The organism is Candidatus Lariskella endosymbiont of Epinotia ramella, from assembly GCF_964019805.1.
Taxonomy (GTDB): domain Bacteria; phylum Pseudomonadota; class Alphaproteobacteria; order Rickettsiales; family Midichloriaceae; genus Lariskella.
This window is the reverse complement of the sequence record NZ_OZ026472.1, coordinates 480223-497658: the sequence shown is the minus strand read 5'-3', so window position 1 is coordinate 497658 and position 17436 is coordinate 480223. Positions and strand designations below refer to the sequence as shown.

17 protein-coding genes and 1 tRNA gene are annotated in these 17436 nt (G+C 33.8%); 10 read left to right on the top strand and 8 right to left on the bottom strand.

What is annotated here, in order from left to right; all coding sequences use genetic code 11:
• The first annotated feature begins 126 nt into the window (after window positions 1-126).
• From AACL20_RS02145 to AACL20_RS02105, 9 genes are all read left to right on the top strand, one after another.
• Window positions 127-947 (top strand): IS5 family transposase gene (locus tag AACL20_RS02145; protein ID WP_339051669.1). Its coding sequence is split into 2 segments (ribosomal slippage): window positions 127-514 and window positions 514-947, totalling 822 coding nucleotides; the frame shifts between segments, so codons are not numbered across the junction.
• A 686-nt stretch (window positions 948-1633) separates the two neighbouring features.
• Window positions 1634-2200 carry a peptide deformylase gene (def, locus tag AACL20_RS02140; protein ID WP_339052460.1) on the top strand — a complete coding sequence of 189 codons (567 nt, stop codon included), beginning with the start codon at window positions 1634-1636 and terminating at the stop codon, window positions 2198-2200.
• A 42-nt stretch (window positions 2201-2242) separates the two neighbouring features.
• A protein-coding gene (locus AACL20_RS02135) for an IS5 family transposase (protein ID WP_339051669.1) occupies window positions 2243-3063 on the top strand; the annotation gives its coding sequence in 2 pieces (ribosomal slippage) (window positions 2243-2630 and window positions 2630-3063; 822 coding nt in all).
• A gap of 327 nt (window positions 3064-3390) precedes the next feature.
• Window positions 3391-4716: a tRNA lysidine(34) synthetase TilS gene (gene tilS / locus AACL20_RS02130; RefSeq protein ID WP_339052459.1), complete on the top strand. Its 1326-nt coding sequence runs from the start codon at window positions 3391-3393 to the stop codon at window positions 4714-4716.
• Between the two features lie 141 nt (window positions 4717-4857).
• On the top strand, window positions 4858-5511 hold the full coding sequence (gene cmk, locus AACL20_RS02125) for a (d)CMP kinase (protein ID WP_339052458.1): 654 nt from the start codon (window positions 4858-4860) through the stop codon (window positions 5509-5511).
• Between the two features lie 85 nt (window positions 5512-5596).
• Entirely contained in the window at window positions 5597-7309 is a 1713-nt protein-coding gene (locus tag AACL20_RS02120) for a 30S ribosomal protein S1 (protein ID WP_339052457.1), read from the top strand.
• Window positions 7310-8139: 830 nt separating this feature from the next.
• Window positions 8140-8226, top strand: a tRNA-Leu gene (locus AACL20_RS02115).
• A gap of 878 nt (window positions 8227-9104) precedes the next feature.
• Entirely contained in the window at window positions 9105-9527 is a 423-nt protein-coding gene (locus AACL20_RS02110) for a hypothetical protein (RefSeq protein WP_339040504.1), read from the top strand.
• Window positions 9524-9865, top strand: a complete 342-nt coding sequence (locus tag AACL20_RS02105) for a cell division protein ZapA (RefSeq protein WP_339040502.1) — start codon at window positions 9524-9526, stop codon at window positions 9863-9865. Before AACL20_RS02110 ends, AACL20_RS02105 begins: the two co-directional genes overlap by 4 nt.
• A gap of 522 nt (window positions 9866-10387) precedes the next feature.
• Here AACL20_RS02105 and AACL20_RS02100 read toward each other — a convergent pair.
• Entirely contained in the window at window positions 10388-10807 is a 420-nt protein-coding gene (locus AACL20_RS02100) for a DUF3576 domain-containing protein (RefSeq protein ID WP_339052456.1), read from the bottom strand.
• A 387-nt stretch (window positions 10808-11194) separates the two neighbouring features.
• On the opposite strand from AACL20_RS02100, the gene AACL20_RS02095 reads away from it, so the two are divergent.
• Window positions 11195-11320: a hypothetical protein gene (locus AACL20_RS02095; RefSeq protein ID WP_339052455.1), complete on the top strand. Its 126-nt coding sequence runs from the start codon at window positions 11195-11197 to the stop codon at window positions 11318-11320.
• Between the two features lie 154 nt (window positions 11321-11474).
• On the opposite strand, the gene yidC is transcribed toward AACL20_RS02095, so the two are convergent.
• The 7 genes from yidC to pgeF all read right to left on the bottom strand — a co-directional run bounded on the left by yidC (window position 11475) and on the right by pgeF (window position 17366).
• A complete protein-coding gene (gene yidC, locus AACL20_RS02090; protein ID WP_339052454.1) occupies window positions 11475-13163 on the bottom strand; it encodes a membrane protein insertase YidC in 1689 nt (562 codons plus the stop codon).
• Window positions 13164-13289: 126 nt separating this feature from the next.
• A complete protein-coding gene (locus AACL20_RS02085; protein WP_339052453.1) occupies window positions 13290-13808 on the bottom strand; it encodes an ATP synthase F0 subunit B in 519 nt (172 codons plus the stop codon).
• 684 nt (window positions 13809-14492) lie between these two features.
• Window positions 14493-14939, bottom strand: coding sequence for a hypothetical protein (locus AACL20_RS02080; RefSeq protein WP_339052452.1), 447 nt, complete (start codon window positions 14937-14939; stop codon window positions 14493-14495).
• A gap of 23 nt (window positions 14940-14962) precedes the next feature.
• Complete coding sequence (locus AACL20_RS02075) at window positions 14963-15187, bottom strand: F0F1 ATP synthase subunit C (RefSeq protein WP_339052451.1); 225 nt, start codon at window positions 15185-15187, stop codon at window positions 14963-14965.
• A gap of 269 nt (window positions 15188-15456) precedes the next feature.
• Window positions 15457-16179 (bottom strand): F0F1 ATP synthase subunit A, encoded by a 723-nt coding sequence (locus AACL20_RS02070; RefSeq protein ID WP_339052450.1) that lies wholly within the window; start codon window positions 16177-16179, stop codon window positions 15457-15459.
• Window positions 16180-16187: 8 nt separating this feature from the next.
• Window positions 16188-16481, bottom strand: coding sequence for an AtpZ/AtpI family protein (locus AACL20_RS02065; protein ID WP_339052449.1), 294 nt, complete (start codon window positions 16479-16481; stop codon window positions 16188-16190).
• 150 nt (window positions 16482-16631) lie between these two features.
• Window positions 16632-17366, bottom strand: a complete 735-nt coding sequence (gene pgeF, locus AACL20_RS02060) for a peptidoglycan editing factor PgeF (RefSeq protein WP_339052448.1) — start codon at window positions 17364-17366, stop codon at window positions 16632-16634.
• Between the last annotated feature and the right edge of the window lie 70 nt (window positions 17367-17436).

Here is a 17436-nt window from a genome sequence, read left to right as displayed (position 1 = left end):
ACTTGTTGTGGTTCAATTTTTAAAATTTACAGGAAGTAATTTATGCAAAGTAAGTTTATTAGAAGTAATAGACCTCTTGCATAACCATATAAATTGATTAAAATCCTTGATTTTATCAAGGATAACATGAAGTTTGAAAACATCAAAGATGAATACGCAGAAGAGTTTCGCAGGCTTACTGGCATTAAACGAGGAACGTTTGAAGTTATACTAAGTATATTAAAAGAAGCTGAAGCTATTTTAAAGTCTCAAGGTGGAAAACCCAATAAATTGGCTTTAGAAGATCGATTACTCATGACGCTTGAGTACTTGCGTGAATACAGGACATATTTTCATATTTCCCGCAGTTATGGAATAAGTGAAAGTGCCTGTTATCGTAATATACGTTGGATTGAAGATACTCTAATTAAAGATAAACGATTTTCACTACCTGGACGTAAAGCATTACTAAAAAGCGATTCTGAATACGAACTTGTGTTAATTGATGCTACTGAAACACCGATAGAACGACCTAAAAAAAACAGAAGCACTTTTATTCGGGAAAAAAGAGGCGACATACTCTAAAAACTCAGCTTATTGTGGATAAAAGGAAAAAAGAAATCATTTGCACTAATTTTTCTAATGGCAAGCGTCATGATTTCAGGTTATTTAAAGAATCCGGAGTTCACATCCACCCTGAGATTAAAGTTCTTACAGATACTGGTTATCAAGGCATTGATAAGTTGCATTATAATTCAGAGTTACCAAAGAAAAAGACAAAAAAGCGACCACTAAGCAGGAAAGATAAAAAGAAAAATCGTCAATTGTCTAGTGAACGTGTTTTAAATGAAAACGTCATAGGCATGATCAAACGATTTAAAATTATCGCTGATCGTTATAGGAACAGAAGAAAACGATTCGGTTTAAGGTTTAATTTACTTGCTGGTATCTATAACTTTGAGCTTTAAATAGGTTATGCAAGAGGTCTAATGTTTACAGATCACATATCAAATTCAGAACTATAGTATTGATATTAAGTGAAGTTTTTTTAAGCTTCATGATAAGTATTAATAGATATATCTTTACAATATATGTATTGTATGATGTTTTGCACTTAAATTAGGTTGTGTAGAAGTGCTCTGTCATAATACCATTGTTAGTATAGGAATTGTTATGCTAGGAAGAGTGTGAGGCAGTGATAATCAATACACAACGAGCGATCTTTTTTTTAAGGCGCCAATTTTGAAAAGTATGACGAGTATAAAGCTTAAAATCTTAGTTACTAGATAAGACTCTTTAATTCACAGATTCAAGATGCTTCAGCACGTCACTCGATCTTGCTTTCATAATATACTTCTTCGGAAATTCTTGTTCCAGCTGTTAATTATTTTGTCGCTCCGTGGCTTGTTAGATGCTACTTGCACTTGCTCAACTGGAACAAGTTCCATAAGAAGTCTAATTAGGTACTGCCTTCATAAGTGCACGCTTTGAGGATCTTAATGGCTAAAGTACCAGTTATTGCAGATCAGGCAAAAAAGGTCTGCGAAAGTGATTTTGCCGGCAGTACCTAATATCTTCAATTTTCTTGACTATAACGTTTTTATGTTGGTGTGATAATTCTTGAGTATATTATTAGTATGTTATGGCACAGTTTATGCGAGATAATATTGTAGATAGAAGTCAAGTATTGATGAATATAATCCTTGAACCAGATCCACGGTTACATTGCAAATCTGAGGATGTAGAAATTGTTGATGATGCCTTACGTAGTTTCATGGATGATATGTTGTTTACCATGAAGGAAAATAATGGTATAGGCCTTGCAGCAGTTCAGGTAGGAGTGCTTAAGAAAGTTATAGTAGTGGATATCACAAGGTCAGATGATTCTGTTCCAGTAGATGGAATGCCAATGTTTTTAGTTAATGCGAAGGTTATCAAATGTTCTAATGATAAGTCATCATTTCATGAGGGTTGTTTGTCATTGCCGGATATATATGCAGATGTCCAAAGACCTTCTGATATAGTAGTGGAGTATCTTGATTATTATGGTGATAAACATGTTCTTGAACTACAGCATGGTTTACTATCAGTTTGCATTCAACATGAAATTGATCATACAAATGGTATAATATTTACAGATCATATATCAAAAATAAAGCGCGATATGCTAGTAAAAAAAATGCTGAAAGCGAGGAAAAAATCTAATAGACCTCTTGCATAACCATATAAATTGATTAAAATCCTTGATTTTATCAAGGATAACATGAAGTTTGAAAACATCAAAGATGAATACGCAGAAGAGTTTCGCAGGCTTACTGGCATTAAACGAGGAACGTTTGAAGTTATACTAAGTATATTAAAAGAAGCTGAAGCTATTTTAAAGTCTCAAGGTGGAAAACCCAATAAATTGGCTTTAGAAGATCGATTACTCATGACGCTTGAGTACTTGCGTGAATACAGGACATATTTTCATATTTCCCGCAGTTATGGAATAAGTGAAAGTGCCTGTTATCGTAATATACGTTGGATTGAAGATACTCTAATTAAAGATAAACGATTTTCACTACCTGGACGTAAAGCATTACTAAAAAGCGATTCTGAATACGAACTTGTGTTAATTGATGCTACTGAAACACCGATAGAACGACCTAAAAAAAACAGAAGCACTTTTATTCGGGAAAAAAGAGGCGACATACTCTAAAAACTCAGCTTATTGTGGATAAAAGGAAAAAAGAAATCATTTGCACTAATTTTTCTAATGGCAAGCGTCATGATTTCAGGTTATTTAAAGAATCCGGAGTTCACATCCACCCTGAGATTAAAGTTCTTACAGATACTGGTTATCAAGGCATTGATAAGTTGCATTATAATTCAGAGTTACCAAAGAAAAAGACAAAAAAGCGACCACTAAGCAGGAAAGATAAAAAGAAAAATCGTCAATTGTCTAGTGAACGTGTTTTAAATGAAAACGTCATAGGCATGATCAAACGATTTAAAATTATCGCTGATCGTTATAGGAACAGAAGAAAACGATTCGGTTTAAGGTTTAATTTACTTGCTGGTATCTATAACTTTGAGCTTTAAATAGGTTATGCAAGAGGTCTATTGATTGAAGCAATTTTGAAAATGCAAAACTTGATGAGAAGCAAAATGATGACTTATAAGCAGAGCAAGATAAGACAGAAATTAGCAACTCGTCTAAATATATTGCGAAAATCGAGTCAAGAGCAGCCTATCCAAAGTTTTCTGAAGATAAATTTTAATAGTTTTTGCAGAGTAAAATATACAGCAGGTAGGCATTTTGCCAGCAGTGCCTAAATGAAGAGTTGGTGTTAGACTGCAAAAAGAGCTATAAAAAAACTTGGGGAATTTGGTATAATTTATTAATATTGGAGAGCTGTATAATAATCAATGAGCACTAAGACATTATTTACTGGAGCTATCCAGGCGTTAATAGCGCGTTATTCTTTAAAAAAAGTTTTTGTAGCTGTTTCAGGTGGTATAGACAGCATGTGTCTCATTGCTTGTCTAAATGAGTTGAAACATAACCTTATAAACTGCGCACCTTTCGATTTTTCTGCTGTAACGATTGATCACTCACTTAGAGATGAATCGCAGGAAGAAGCGTATAAAACATCTATGTACCTTAAATCTAAAGGTATAGATTCAGTAGTAATAAAGTGGGATCATAAGCAAGACTCCAAACTTATAAAAAATATGCATCAAAAAGCAAGAGATGCAAGATATAGTTTATTAATTGAATACTGCAGGAAGAAAAATGTTGATTGTCTTCTTACTGCACACAACAAAGATGACCAAGCAGAAACAGTTATAATGCGCATTATGCGTGGAAGTGGAGTAGATGGAATCGCTGGTATTCCAAGTATCTGCAAGCGAAGCGAGGTGAAAATAATACGTCCTTTTTTAGAATTTTCCAGAGCGCAGATAGAAAGTGTGTATAAAGAAATTGGTTGGGATTATTTTGTGAAAGACCCATCAAATGAGAATCCCAAATATACGCGAGCATCAATTAGAGCACAACTAAAGAAACACCTTGATGATAATAAGTATATCGAATTAATAAACAGGCTAGAATTGCTCGCGGAAAATGCAAAACGAGCAAAGGATTTTTTGCATAATGTGACAGTAGATACCTTCTCTGCAATTTGTAAGACAAGTGAGCTGGGCGTTATTAGTATGAATATACAGAAATTCATTCATTTGCATGAGGAAATCAGGCTTCGTTTACTTGTTCATATCCTTCGTAGTGTAAGTGGCATACAACATCCACCTAGATTGAATAGTATTAAACTATTAGATACTCAAATTTGTAGTATAGAATGCTTAAGTGATCGTACTTTAGCTGGATGTCAGATAGTACAGCATCTTGAAGTTTTAGTGTTTTTTCGAGAGAAAAGCAAAATAACGCAAGATAAGCAACACCTTATGCTTGGTGACAATATATGGGATAAGCGTTTTCTTATTCACGTAAACCAAAAAATAGGTGATAATCTTATTAAAGAACTATATGTGAAGTGCATAACGTCAGAAATGCTAAAAGATGAGGAAATAAATTGGAACTTATTTGAGCCTAAAAAATATTGCAAAGTTATATTGCATTCTACTCCTGGTGTTTTTTACAAAGGGAAATTAGTTTCTCACATTAGCGTAACAAATAAAAATTTAGATCATGAATGTAATTTTATTGCAGAAAATATTTTAGTGCGGTACCTGTGATTACATGCGCTAATGAATACTTTCTATTGTTTCTTATAGATGTGATATAAGTACTAATGCTAGCATTTCAGTTGCGGCAAAAAACTAATTCATATAGTCTGATATCCTTGATTTTTTGCAAATAACAGAATAAAAAATGTCATGCGAAATGAGGGGTGTATAATAATTGCTATAGATGGTCCTGCTGCTTCTGGAAAGGGTAGCATTGCAAGATTACTTGCTAAAATTCTTAATTTTGATTATCTAGACACAGGAATTCTTTATAGAACAGTTGCAGCAAGAATGCTTGAAGCTAAAATAGGGTTAGGTGATATCGAAGAGATAAAAAAGCTGATTAGTAAAACAGACTTTAACGATAATTCGAAACTAGATTTACATGGAACTTTAGTGAGTAAGTTTACTCCACCTGTTGCTGCTATTCCAGAAGTTAGGAATGCATTACTTGATGTGCAGCGTAACTTTCCTTGTGGGAAACTTGGTGTTGTCATTGAGGGCCGCGATATAGGAACAGTGATTTTTCCAAAAGCAGATGTAAAAGTGTTTATAACAGCAGATTTAGAAGTTAGAGCTGAAAGAAGATTTAAACAGTTGCAAAATGCTGGTGAAAATATTATACATGACCAAGTATTGTGTGATTTGAGAGAGCGGGATTTAAAGGACAGCAGCAGAGAGCTTGCACCACTTAAGTTGGGAGCGCCTTATAATGTTATTGATACTACTCACATTACGCTTGGCGAGTCTGTTGAGAAAATTTTGGAGTTGATTCCTGAGGTATATTTCAAAAAATCTAAATAGCTGCCTAGTGCATGATGTGTTATCCCACTTTGTTAAATTTTTTTATCAACTATAAAAAAAGTAGGTCCCAGGTTTAAAGATGAATATGAGTCAAAACAGTATAGAACAACAGAACGATGGTGGTGCTGAGTCCTTTGCTCAGCTGTTTGAAGAGTATGTGCGTTCTGAGAAAAGAGAGGGACAAATTGTTTCTGGTACGGTTACGGCTGTTGAGAGGGACGTTGCTGTGGTTGATGTTGGGCTCAAGAGTGAAGGACGTATCTTTTTGAATGAGTTCACAATAGACGGAGTAGCCCAAGAAATACGTGTTGGCGACACTGTTGATGTTTTTATAGAGAAGTTAGAAGGAAAAGGCGGGAGATTAGTTCTTAGTAGAGAAAAAGCCATTCGAGATGCTGCTTGGATGAATTTTGAGCGTACTTATACTCAAGACCAAAATATAGAAGGTATAATTTTAGGGCGTGTCAAAGGTGGTTTTGCTGTAAATATAGGTGGCGTTGTTGCATTTTTACCTGGAAGTCAGGTTGATATAAGACCTGTTAAAGATTTAGCTGGACTTATGGGTGTTTCTCAAACTTTCAAGATTTTGAAGATCGACAAAGAGCATGGGAATGTTGTAGTTTCACGTAAAGCAATACTTGAAGAGTTGCGTCAAGAGAGTAGAAAGCAGCAGCTTGCTACTATTTCAGAAGGTACAGTGCTAAAAGGTGTAATTAAGAATATTGCAGACTATGGTGTGTTTGTAGATCTTGGATTTATGGATGGCCTTGTGCATATCACTGACATTTCTTGGAATAAAATATCTCACCCTTCTGAAGTATTGAAGTTACAACAACAAGTTGATGTAGTAGTGACAAAATATAATCTTGAACTACAAAGAGTTTCGCTTGGGATAAAGCAGCTTCTCCCTAACCCTTGGGATGGTTTAATCGTGCAATACCCAGTTGGGAAGGTATTTAAAGGTGTTGTTACAACTGTTGTTGATTACGGCGCTTTTGTAGAGCTAAAGCCTGGTATTGAAGGGCTTGTACACCATAGTGAGATGGCTTGGCAAATCAAAAATACACACCCTCGTAAACTTGTTAAGCAAGGTGATGAGGTAGATGTTATGATTCTTGAGATAGACGTTGCTAAGCATAGGATAAGTCTCAGCATGAAGCAATGTAAGGAAAATCCTTGGGAACATTTTGCAAAACATTATCCAGTTGGTACGAAAGTAAAAGGAATTGTGAAGACTGTAGTAGATTTTGGTCTTTTTGTTTCCATGCAAGAAGAGGGTGTTGCTTCTACAATTGATATTCTTATTCCTGCAGTTGAAATCAGCTGGGATAAACCTGCAGAAGAAGCAGTACAAGAGTATCAGAAAGGTGATATTGTTGAAGCAGTGATTCTAAATATAGATCTTGAGAGAGAGCGTATCACAGCTGGAATCAAACAAACTGTAGTTGATAGTGTAGCTCAGGCAGTTGCAAATCTAGCTGATGTAGATTCTGTAACTTGTAATGTAACTGGTGTGCAGAAAGATGGTATCGATGTTGAATTGCCTGGTGGAGTGCGTGCATTTATAAAGAAAGCTGAGCTTTCTAGGCATAAAAGTGAGCAAAAGCCTGAAAGATTTGCTGTTGGTGATAAGGTGGACGCAAAGGTGTTATCATTTGATTCTGGGAGCAGAAACGTTGCGCTTTCTATAAAAGCTTTGGAAATTGCTGAGGAGAAGAAAGCAATGGCTGAGTTTGGCTCTACAGAGAGTGGTGCAAGCTTAGGTGATATATTAGGCGCTGCATTGAAGAAAGAGTAATGCATAAATATAGCAGGTTTTACTATACTTGTTTTTGCTCAAGTTATTTCCTCTGTTTTGAGTTGTTTTGCAGTTTGCTGTGTTCTTTTTAAAGTTATGCAGCAAACAACGTAAGCATATGTTTTTGCGTTTACTATAACATTTTCTTACGGATTTAAAGCACTATTTTGACACTTCGTAGCAGAATTTCATGCGCACTTTTGAGACTTTGGTATGGCAGGCAAGGACAAATTATATATCACAAAATTAGCGCAGAGTAGTACCTAAAAGCTAATTTTCGTATATTTAATTTTCCGCAAAAATTTATTTGCTAGTAAATAAATTTTTGACAGATAGTGGGGTATGTAGTCACGATCTCAGTATATTAAAATCTTAAAGGTAGCATTGTTATATATCGTTAGTAACTTTACGTTACTATAATACCTGCATATCTATCGGTTTACTTTGGTAATTAAGTAAAGCTTATGCTATATTAATGTTACTTTAGGTTCAGCAGGTTAATTTTTGCTATTAAGCTGATAATTATTTAGCTAATACTCCTATAAAATACATTAGAATTAGATAGTTTTATGTTATTATTGAGTGTTTCTTTTGTGTGATATTAGAAGACATCTCGTAGTTTCTAAAATGAGAATAGTAAGTAAATACATCTCTTTTCATGATTTAAAGTAAAATTATAATATCTAATTTTTGAGCTGAATAAGTTGGTATTATGTTGATACTTTCAAAAATAAGTGCCAGCATATTTTTAAAAATGTTATGTATTTCATGATCGCTGATTGTTTAGCAGTGCATATTATGAAATTTCATTATAGTTTCACATATTTTTTGCCCATGTGGTGGAATTGGTAGACACGCTAGCTTCAGGTGCTAGTGACCTTTTGGTCATGGAAGTTCGAGTCTTCTCATGGGCACCATGTTTTTATATGACATATGCTGCCATAGGACTGCTTTCTAAATGATATGTTGTATAGCATAGCATATCAGATGCAGTGCATTTCATGTTAATGAGTTTTATAGCTAGAGCTCTATCAAGTAGATATGGCAAGCGTGGTATTTAGAATAAATTTTTATTTGTTTGAAATCTGCAATATAACTGTTATTTCAAGCAAAAAGCTGACTTAAAATTTATCAAAAAGACAAAGTTTAGCATGACTTTTTTATGCTGTTTTAGCTATATTTTAACATTTGCAGCAGTATTACCATTGCAATTTATAAACATAGAGCATTAGAAATATGTTTTAGAATTCATATATAATGATATTAATATATGAGAAAGCATGTAATGTTTAGCTTCTTGTGATGTATCAGTATTAACTGTACTCATTATAGTAGATTAGATGATTGAGATAGGATTAATTGCTGGCATATCAATTCTATGCTTATATGATAATAATTGACTAGTTTGAAAAATAAGCAGTGTATTATTTCTGTTAGCAGGCATTTTTATAGTACTTTGTGAATAGTACCATATATTATCGTGTATATACCTATAAAAAACTTATATATATGCACTAATTCCCCTAGCTCTTTTTTAAGCCTAACTTCATATATATAAGTAAATACCCACTCTTTGTTATACAGAAGTTTAATTGTTAAGATGAAATTATTTTTGCGTTATAAGTTTATAAAATCCATAATTTTGGTATAATAAAAGATGGGTTTTTATTTGCATTTTTAAGTGCTTTATAAAATTAGTGGTAGTACTTGTATAAATGTTTTAGTATTGCCAATAAAAAATCTTATCTTTGTTTTTATTGTGGCATACTTGTAATGCTCAACAAGGTTGATAAACATGATGATCGAAGAACGTATAGAAAAAGCCAAAAAACGTATTGCTAAAGCTCTGCACAATATCAAATATGCTGCTGATGCTTTATTGAAGCAGAATGCAAAGCTTGAAAAAGAATGCTTAGACCTAAACAACGTACAAAATCATATGAAATCTAGTATAGCTTCACTTGAAGCTGAAAATGCAGCAATCTCAGAAAAGTTAGAAGAGATAAGATCAAAGATTGATAATAAAAGCCAAGTACTGCAAACTGGACTAGCAATAGAAGTTAAGTCTGAACAACAAAGTCAAAGTAGCAGCACAGTTAATGCTGAGCCAGAGCTGCGCACATTACCTGATACGCTAGTTGACAAGAGTACTTCTGAATATATTGATGTATCTATTAATCAATTAAAACGTTTATTAAAACAAAAAATAAATAAATGAGTAAAGTAACCGTTCAGTTTGGTTCTGGAGTACTTGACGTACATTGTGAAGATCCAAATAGGGTAAAATATCTTGCTAATAAAATTAACGAAAGAATCGCAGCACTCAAGTCAGATATCAAAAATGTCAATGATAGTAGAGCGTTGTTTTTAGCAGCTTTAATTATGCAAGATGAAATCGAAACTCTAAAATCTGGAGAAGAAAATGCACAGAGTCTTATGTCTGAGAAAGGCGATTTAGCTAGTTATAATGAACATTTGTTAGAGATTATAGATGATATAGCAAATTATCTTGAAGAGATCGCAAATAATATTCAAACAAATTCAAGAAATAGCTGAATTATAAAAATCTATATTGATTATGGAATATTAGATTTATAGTCGTCTGTGTCATAACTATAAGGAACATAGGATTTATCTTGTCCATCCGCTAGAAATATGCATTATAGCTTTTGAAATGCCTTGGTACAACTTTATATTGTGCATTTTATTGCTTAGCTAATGGTATCTGTGTCAATTTGTTGTGATTTTTTATAGCAGAATCGGAAAAATGTTTGTAGTACGCGCGCCAGAAATCTATTTACGTAGCAAATAAATTTCTGTGGAGAAGTGAAATGTGCAACAAAGCCGAACTGCCATACGCTAATTTTCGGATATATTAATTCTCCTATACCTAGCAAATACTACATTCACACAATCCGTAAGGTTTTTGCGTTTATTATAACATTTCCTTACGGATTTAAAGCGCTATTTTTGCGCTCCAAGCACCATTTCATGCTTGTTTTGAGACTTTGTAGTATGCCCCTCTTTGTATAGCCAAAAAATCTGCTATACACTTGGATTATGAATAGGTAACTTGAGTTAGTTATTGGTGCAAACAAAATTAATTCTGTTCATGATAAGATTTTGCAGTTTAGATGCAGCTTCCGAGTCTGTTTCGTCATTGCTCCAAGCAGATTTGAAGAATGATTGTTTTAAAGCTGTAACATTTACTGAATAATTATCATTTGAATCTTGCAATAAAAGGATACGATATTTTTTTCTCTCTTGTTTGTTATTTGAATACTGCCAATGTGTAACTGCAGTGCCAGACTCTTTGTCAGTAAAAGCTATTTGAATATCTGATAGAGAATCAAGCATAGTATTCCATACTAGGTTTTGACTGCAGTTTGAGGTTTGTTTCTTTGGTTTTGCAGTAAAATGAGAGTTATCTGTTGAACTATATATTGTAAAACCACTAGTTTCACCTCCAAGCAAGCTTCCAACTCTTTTATTCTCCACTTCTTCTTTGGAAGGTGGGAAAACAGGGTTTTTCTGGCTTACATTAGTACAAGCAGGCAGAAGTAATAGTGAGCAAGATAAACAAAAGATTTAGTCTGTATTGTCTATTCATAAATTTCATTGCTAATTGTTGTAATATCCTTAATTTATATGTCCATCAAAAAATCGATTTGCCGCGCAAATAAATTTTTGCGGAAAATTAAATGTACAAAAGTTATTGTCAGCAGCCCTGTACTAACTTGTCCTGTACCCTAGCAATACTACTTAGGTACTTGCGGGCAACACTACTTGCAGAAACCTTTATTGCTTGATTTTCAAGTATTACTTCACTAATTTATTCGCAAATATATATAATTATTTGACCCAAAAATTAACGCATATGAATTTATGAAGACAGTACATAACAAAATCCATAAGGTTGCCACTTTTCCTGCTGGACTTTCTGCGCATCATAATTGCTTGCAGGCCAACATAAATCCTCAGCTTTTTAGAGTTATGATGCAGGCGACTTAATACATTCTCTCTACTCTAGTAATTATCTTTTTATACTGCTTTGAGCTATATAAAAAGCAAAAATTTGAATATAAAACTATCTTTGATAATCTTCAATATTGCACTACCGGCAGTGCTATATATAAAATGGTAGCTATTTCTTTTGTAGCAATGGTTAATTAGAATGTAATTTCTTGATTACAGCTTGTTGCAATATAGACAATATATTACTCCAAGCCCAATATAACACTAATCCAGAAGGGAAAGAGGCAAACATGAACAGGAATATTAAAGGCAACATCTTCATAACCTTAGCTTGAGTTGGGTCAGACGGCTCTGGGTTTAGTTTTTGTTGTATATGCATGGTTAGAGCCATGATGATAGGTAGTACACCAATCATCAAAAATCCTGGAGGATCCCAAGGAATCAGACCAAACATATTAAATAGGCTTGTAGGATCAAGGGCGGATAAATCGTGGATCCAAAGCATGAATGGTGCATGTCTCATCTCTATCGTAACATATAGAACTTTATAAAGAGCGAAAAAGATAGGCATCTGTACTATAATTGGCAAGCAACCAGACATAGGGTTAGCATTTTCCTTTTTATAGAGCTCCATCATTGCTTTATGCATGCCTTGCATATCATCTTTAAATTTTTCCTTAATTTTTGCCATTTGCGGCTGCAGAGCTTTTAGCTTATTCATACTTAGGAAACTCTTATATGAAAGTGGAAAAAGGAGTAACTTTATTACGATTGTTAAAAGAATAATTGCGTAACCAAAATTACCTAAAATCTGATAAAAATAGCTCAGCAACATAAAGATAGGCTTGGTAATAAAGTATAGTATTCCAAAGTCAACCGCTCTATCAAATAGTTCTATATTATAAACTTTCTCATAGCTCTCTAGAAGTTTAAGCTGTTTAGGTCCAATAAATAGATTATAGCTTTTATCTATGGAGTTGTTAGGCAGTATAAGTTGTGCTTCCAATATCCCATCTATCTGAAATCTATCTCTATCACTTACCTTAAAAGAAGAAATTTTTGCATTAAATTGACTGCCTTTCTGAGGAATAATAGCTGTGAGCCAATATTTGTCTACCCAGCCAAGCCAGCCACTTTGAGACTTATAAGTTAAATTTTTATCATCTTTGATATCACCAAACGTTACTTCATGTAATTTGCTATTTAACACACCAATTGCTCCTTCATGCATCAGCATGTTAGTGTTCTTACTTTCAGTAAACGTACGATTAACAGCAAAATATGGATGGAGCGAAACAGCGGAACCACTATTATTTTGTACAGACTGCTTGATGTTTAACATATATTTCTCATCAAGTGAGAATTGCAGTTTGAACGTAATACCAGTACTATTTTTCCAATACATATTTATTGAATTCATTGGAGATAAATTACTCCCGCTATGTTGCCAAACTGAGTTTTTAGTAGGAAGCTCTACTTTTTGTCCGGATGAATCAAGCCAACCAAATTCTACAAAAAATACCTCATTAGTATTTCCTGGAGAGAGTAACACAACGTTTTGTGAGTTTGGATCTGCAGTTTCTGTGTATTTCTTTAAAATGACATCATCCAGCCTTCCACCGATTAGGCTTAGCGATCCTTTCATTGTATCGCTTTCTAAGAGTATTCTCTTCCTCTCTGAGAATCCATGTTGTATTACATGTTCTCTAGGTAAAATTTCAATTGGTTTCTTTATATATTCTAATGTTGTAATATCTCCGCTTGTATTATTTTCTGTAACTTTTGTGTTCGTTTCAGGCGTTATAATGAAGTTTTGCCACACTGTTAAGATAATTAGAGATATTATAAGTGCTATTAAAAGTCTTTGATTTTGTGTCATCTTCTAGAATAAATATTTTACAGATACCCTACTTACGAGTTCAAGGGGTGTTTTACTGCTTTACTACTATGTTTGCAAGTTCATTTTTATTTTAAGGGAATATAAATATAAAATCTTAACGACACATTATAGTTGTTGATTTGAAGTATTTTGAGTATTAAAAAGTTGAGAAAGAAGTGAAGAGAGTGCTTCATCAAGCACAGATTCTGAGTGTTTTTCATCACACATCTTATTTTTCATGACTGCCGATGCAATCTCTATGCTTATTTGTAAAATTTCAGATTTTAATTTGACGATTAAGTTATCCATGTTACGTGCTGCAAGGTTATGAGCGCTTTGTATATCACGTTTCATATCTGATTGGATCTTAGAATTTATATTTTCAAGTAGATGTTTTACTTTCTTTTCTGACTGTTTGGCTATGAGATCCTTTTGTTCCACTGCTTTTGTATATTCTAACTTAGCCTCCTCTAGCATTTTCATAGCTTCTGCTCGTATTTTTGTTGCTTCTTCTATATTAGCGCTAATCATCTTTATTTTATTATCCAAGATTGACGCAATAGCCTTTCTACCTTTTGGGAAAACTGCAGCAACAAAAATGAAAAAACAAATGGAAACAAAAAACTCCTCGTTAAACTCAAACATACTTAGAAATACCATCAAAAATAATTTTATGCATAAGCTCTAAGCTTATCAGTTTTTACACATCAAAGGATTTATACATTCGTCATACTTTAAAGATTAGCGTCTTGAAAATTCTCCTTATATACTTTGTATGCAACCTAAGCTGCCGATTAATAACACAAGTATATAGTAGATTTTTTCTGCAATACAAAGAAGTGCATACATGACACTTTAGTAGTGGCTTGCAACATACCTACTCACTACAACATCGTTGAATTTTATATTTCGAAAACTTTAGAAAAGCTACTTCTTGACTCAATTTTCGAAACATTGAGACGAGTTGCTAATTATCAAATAATTGGGAACTCGCGTCTTCTAACCTTTACTCAGTTTAACTTCGTATGTACATAAATACCAACTCTTCATTTACCCGAGCTATAGGTACATATACCATAAGCTATAGCTAAAGCACTATAAAATAGGCACAGCAAACGAGTATTTAGAACAAATTTTTATTCACTTGAAATCTGCAATATAACTCTATTTCAGACGAGAGGCTGACTTAAAATTTATCAAAAAGACAAAGTTTAGCATAACTCTTTTATACTGCCTCAGATATATCATGACACAAAAGCTAGATAATAACAACGCATACAAATATCGTAATACAACAAAGTACGGAATAAGATATTGCAAGCGATATCATTACGAAATCTTATTCTTCTGCTGAAAGAAATGCAAAATTTCATTCTTTACATCATCTGCAACAGACGGCACTTGCGCGCGTATTTCCTGTTCGAGGTCTGCTAACTTTTTAGATTCTGCTGCTAAAAATGCTTCAACTTTATCATTAGATATAGCAACAGCTTCTTCCATCATTACTCTAGCTTTAGCATCTGCTTCTTTTTGTAGTAATACAGAATGCTCTCTGGCTTGATGCATAATTTGAGCAATCTCAGATTTCAATTTTTGGCATTCTAAAACAAGAGCCTCTGACTTTACTATCGCATCATCCACAATAGCGTTGCGCAGCGCTATTTTTTTAGACATTCTAGGGAAGAAAAAATATCTAACGAAACAGTATAGAGCAGAAAAAACTAATATTAGCCAAGCAATCTGCATCAAATATGTGGAAATGTCTAGTTGTGGCATGGGCAAACAGTATCAAATCATTATTAACTAAAATATATAAGTAGAGTCATCAAGAACGCAAATATACCCATAGCTTCTGCAAGGCCAGCGCCTATATATGCATATTTGCTAAGCTGGGACTCAGCTGAAGGATTGCGCGCTATGCTTTTTATCAGTGCAGCAAAAATATTACCCACTCCAATTGCAGCGCCTAGCATTCCGAGAGTTGCAAGACCTACTCCAACATATTTTAGTGACAACAATTCCATAAAAAACATTCCTCAATTATTAGTAAATATAAAACAAAGCAAAAATTTATCACAATAGCAAATATCACCTAAGTATCGTTTTAAATCAATAACTTAATTATACAAGCAGTATAAATTTTTAAATGATTATGTCACAACATTTCCTTAAAAGCGAATTTAGAACCACACTAGGTTACTTTAAAATAGATAAATGTCTCAATAAGATAAAGTAACAAAAGAAGTTATTGGAATGATTACAAGAGACGAGAATAGCATAGAGATAGATAAAATTAGTGTAAATTTAAAGCATCATTTAGATATACACATGTTAAAATAGAAAAAATATAAGCCTGTAAAACTGCAACAAATATCTCAAATCCTGTAAGTAGCGTCAGTAACATAAGTGGAAAAATACCAAAAAATCCTGCCATAATCGCCATAGATGCTAAAACTTTAAGCACAACATGCCCTGCTATCATATTTGCAGCAAGACGTATAGAAAGGCTAACAGGCCTTGCAAGATATGCTATCAATTCTATCACAAAAAGCATAGGAGCCATTAAGATAGGTGTGCCAGACGGAACTAGCAATGAGAAGTAGTGCATTCCATGCTTGCAAAAGCCTATAACTGTGACGCAGACAAAGATGAATGCTGCAAATGCCATAGTGACTGCTATATGACTTGTTACGGTAAATGCATATGGAAGCATACTAAATAGATTGCAGAATAATATAAAAATGAACAGAGAAAAAATGAATGGGAAATATTTACGAGCCTCACTACCGGCTGTACTTTTTACCATATTTTCTATCATATCATACAATACCTCAACAGCGGCTTCTAGCCTATTTGGCACAGCCTTGCTAGAGCGAGTTCCCAAAAAGAGAAATAGAGCAGTGATGAGAAGCACAATCAACATCATGAGTGAAGAGTTGCTAAATGAAACATCAAGTCCTGCTACCTTAATAGGAAGCAAAACTTTTATATTAAATTGCTCTAGAGGGCTATGCATAAGATGTTCTAATATCTACTTATGTTATAAATTCCAGCGAACAAGCCTAATATTGTAAAAATAAACAAAAAAGCAGGCATTGTACCAAAGTATAGATCAACATAATAACCTACAAAAACACCTATTGCAATCCCAGCAAGTATGTCAGCAAGTATGTTTATTCCACTACCACTTTTATTTGTTGATTTTTTTTTATAATTGGCATTAAAAATACTGCCATGTTTTGCTTGCATGCGTTCTTGGTAGCATGTTTTAGATTTTAAATCATCTATCCTAGATTTGATGCTATCTTTATTTGACATTATAAAATTAGTGGATTTTAAGAAGATTGTGCGGTTTGAAAGGTAGTTATGCAAGATTTAATACAACTCAAATGCTAGAGCAAAATGCTGAATACAGTGAATTTTGACCCACTCATGCGCAGCTGAATTTGTAAAAAGATAATACAGATATCAAGCAAAGCGAATTAGAGAAAGTTGTCCGAAGCCAGAACGAGCTTGAGTATTAGAGCGATTAATCTTCCTATAGCTGTATAAAATATCAGAATTTGTATAGGTATCTATGCATAGATCTTCTATTTCAACACCCATCTCAGATAATACTGATCTGCAGTATCCAGGTAAATCAAACAGATACTTTTCTCCGTTATTTTTAAAGAAAGTGCTGTTACTTTTAGATTGTTTTATAAATCTGTCATGTAAGTCATATGATACCTCATAGCTATATTGTCTAATTGATGGGCCAAGACACGCCGCAATACTACTGACATTTGCACCTAAGGATTCCATAGCGAGCACAGTGTTTTGTAAGATGCCACTGAATGCACCGCGCCAACCCGCATGGGCGGCTCCCGATATTTTATTTTTTTCATCGTATAAGAGTATAGGTACACAATCAGCAGTCTTAACGCCAATCACAGCCCCTGGAATATCTGTTACTATAGAGTCAGCTGGCATATCGCTACTAAACATAGCCGCGTCCTTGCGCGACAATACCAGCACCTTATCTGTATGTTCTTGTTTAGGCATTGCAATTATGTCACCATCGCAAATCTCAAAAACATCGCTTATATACTTAGCTCTGGAGCGTTTTTCTACCAACTCTGCAAAATCTACATGCTTCAAAAAAAAATAACCATACGCACCGCGAGCACTCAAAAGCCCGGATTTTATATAATGCTTTAGCATATATATTCCGATGTTGTTACATTATTGTACGAGTATATAAAACGTATTTTTAGCAAAAACTGTGACATAA